Annotated in this window: 2 protein-coding genes; both read left to right on the top strand. The window is 71.3% G+C overall.

The features are described from left to right. Positions 1 to 201: 201 nt before the first annotated feature. Positions 202 to 906, top strand: coding sequence for a succinate dehydrogenase cytochrome b subunit (locus ABZ641_RS31480; RefSeq protein ID WP_344624072.1), 705 nt, complete (start codon positions 202 to 204; stop codon positions 904 to 906). Next, the gene (locus tag ABZ641_RS31475) at positions 903 to 2,849 is read left to right on the top strand and encodes a fumarate reductase/succinate dehydrogenase flavoprotein subunit (RefSeq protein WP_359987328.1); all 1,947 of its coding nucleotides are present in this window, start codon (positions 903 to 905) and stop codon (positions 2,847 to 2,849) included. Before ABZ641_RS31480 ends, ABZ641_RS31475 begins: the two co-directional genes overlap by 4 nt. Positions 2,850 to 2,884: the final 35 nt, after the last annotated feature.

Genomic DNA, 2,884 nt, shown 5'->3' with positions numbered 1-2,884 from the left:
CTCCCGGCCGAAGGCCGGGGGAGGACTGCGCAATTGGGCTGCGGGTCACTGCGCGAACCAGGGGTCGGCCCGGATTCGTACGGTGAGCCACCCCCGGACTGCGCAGTTCCCCGCGCCCCTCTCGATCATAGCCATATCCTATGGTGACGAGCCTTTTCATGTCTTGGACGGCGGGTAGGTGCCTTTCCTAGCGTGGAGCGCATGGCTCTGGCGACTGGAACGCGTCGGCCGCGGCACGCCCTGGCGGTGCTGTGGGGTTCGACGATCGGCAAGAAGGCGGTGATGGCCGCCTCCGGCGCGGTGATGCTGCTGTACCTGGTGGCGCACATGCTCGGCAATCTGAAGATCTTCTTCGGGCCGGACGACCTCAACGGCTACGCCGCGTGGCTGCGCACGATCGGGCAGCCCTTCCTCGGACACGCCTGGTTCCTGTGGATCGCCCGGGTGGTGCTGCTGGTCTCCGTGGTGGCGCACGGCGTCGCCGCGTACCAGTTGAGCCGGCGCGACCTCGCGGCGCGCCCGCAGAAGTACGCGCGGCGGCGGGCCCGGTCCAGCTACGCGACGCGGACGATGCGCTGGGGCGGGGTGATCCTGGCGCTGTTCATCGTCTGGCACATCCTCGACCTGACCACGCTGACCGTGAACCCGCGGGCGGAGGAGGGCCACCCGTACCAGAACGTGGTCGCGTCCTTCTCGACCTGGTACGGCGGCGGGATCTACGTCGTCGCGATGCTCGCGGTCGGGCTGCACGTGCGGCACGGCTTCTGGAGCGCGGCGCAGACCCTGGGCGTCAACAACGCGCGCCGGGACCGGGTGTTGAAGGCGACCGCGAACGTGCTGGCGCTGGTGCTGACGGCCGGCTTCCTCGCCGTGCCGGTGGCCGTGATGATCGGAGCGGTGAAGTGACCCCGTACCTCGACTACGCCCTCGGCGCGCCGGTCGCCGACACCAAGGCACCCGCCGGGCCGATCGAACAGCGCTGGGACCAGCGACGGTTCGAGGCGAAGCTGGTGAACCCGGCGAACCGCCGCCGGCACACCGTGATCGTGGTCGGCACCGGTCTCGCCGGCGGCGCGGCCGGTGCGACCCTCGCCGAGCAGGGCTACCGGGTGGTGCAGTTCTGCTTCCAGGACTCACCGCGCAGGGCGCACTCGATCGCCGCGCAGGGCGGCATCAACGCGGCGAAGAACTACCGCAACGACGGAGACAGCGTGCGGCGGCTGTTTTACGACACCGTCAAGGGCGGCGACTTCCGGGCGCGGGAGTCCAACGTGCACCGGCTGGCGCAGATCTCGGTGGAGATCATCGACCAGTGCGTGGCACAGGGCGTGCCGTTCGCCCGGGAGTACGGCGGGCTGCTGGACACCCGCTCGTTCGGCGGCGTCCAGGTGCAGCGCACCTTCTACGCCCGCGGGCAGACCGGCCAGCAACTGCTGCTCGGTGCCTACCAGGCGCTGTCGCGCCAGATCGCGGCCGGCGGGGTGGAGATGCACCCGCGCACCGAGATGCTCGACCTGGTCGTCGTCGACGGCCGGGCCCGCGGCATCGTCGCCCGGGACCTGGTGACCGGGGAGGTGTCCACCCACCTGGCGGACGCGGTGGTGCTGGCGACCGGCGGGTACGGCAACGTCTTCCACCTGTCGACCAACGCCAAGAACTCCAACGCCACCGCCGTCTGGCGGGCGCACCGGCGCGGCGCGTGGTTCGGCAACCCGTGCTTCACGCAGATCCACCCGACCTGCATCCCGCGCTCCGGCGACCACCAGTCGAAGCTCACCCTGATGAGCGAGTCGCTGCGCAACGACGGCCGGATCTGGGTGCCGAAGGCGGCCGGGGACACCCGCCCGCCGGCGGAGATCCCCGAGGCCGAGCGGGACTACTACCTGGAGCGGATGTACCCGGCCTTCGGCAACCTGGTGCCGCGCGACATCGCCTCCCGCGCCGCCAAGGCGGTCTGCGACGAGGGCCGCGGCGTCGGCCCCGGCGGGCAGGGCGTGTACCTCGACTTCGCCGACGCGATCGCCAGGCTGGGCCGGGACACCGTCTCCGCGCGCTACGGCAACCTCTTCGAGATGTACGAGCGGATCACCGCGGAGGACCCGTACCGGGTGCCGATGCGGATCTACCCGGCGGTGCACTACACCATGGGCGGCCTGTGGGTGGACTACGACCTGCAGACCACCGTCCCCGGGCTGTTCGCGATCGGCGAGGCCAACTTCTCGGACCACGGCGCCAACCGGCTCGGTGCGAGCGCCCTCATGCAGGGACTCGCCGACGGCTACTTCGTGCTGCCGCCCGCCCTCAACGACTACCTGGCACGGCAGGGTTCGGAGCCGGTCGACCCGGGCGACCCGCAGGTCGAGGGCGTCCGGCAGGAGGTGGTACAGCGGCTGGACCGGCTGCTGGCCGTCCGCGGCGACCGCACCCCCGAGTCCTTCCACCGCGAACTCGGCCGGATCATGTGGGACGAGTGCGGAATGGCCCGCAACGACGCCGGACTGCGCCGGGCACTCGCCCGGATCCCCGAACTGCGCGAGGAGTTCTGGCGGCGGGTCACCGTCCCCGGCACCGGGGAGAGCCTCAACCAGCAACTGGAGAAGGCGAACCGGGTCGCCGACCACCTGGAGCTCGCCGAACTCATGTGCCTGGACGCGCTGCACCGCACCGAGTCCTGCGGCGGGCACTTCCGCGAGGAGAGCCGCACCAAACAGGGCGAGGCGCTCCGCGACGACGAGGCCTTCTCGTACGCCGCCGCCTGGGAGTTCACCGGCACCGGCCGCGCGCCCGTGCTCCACCGCGAGCACCTCTCCTTCGAGCACGTCCACCCCACCCAGCGGAGCTACGCATGAACCTCACCCTGCGGATCTGGCGGCAGGCCGGCCCC

This window comes from Kitasatospora sp. NPDC007106, assembly GCF_040634455.1.
GTDB lineage: Bacteria > Actinomycetota > Actinomycetes > Streptomycetales > Streptomycetaceae > Kitasatospora > Kitasatospora arboriphila.
The sequence above is the reverse complement of the archived record's forward strand: the minus strand, read 5'-3'. Positions and strand labels throughout refer to the sequence as shown.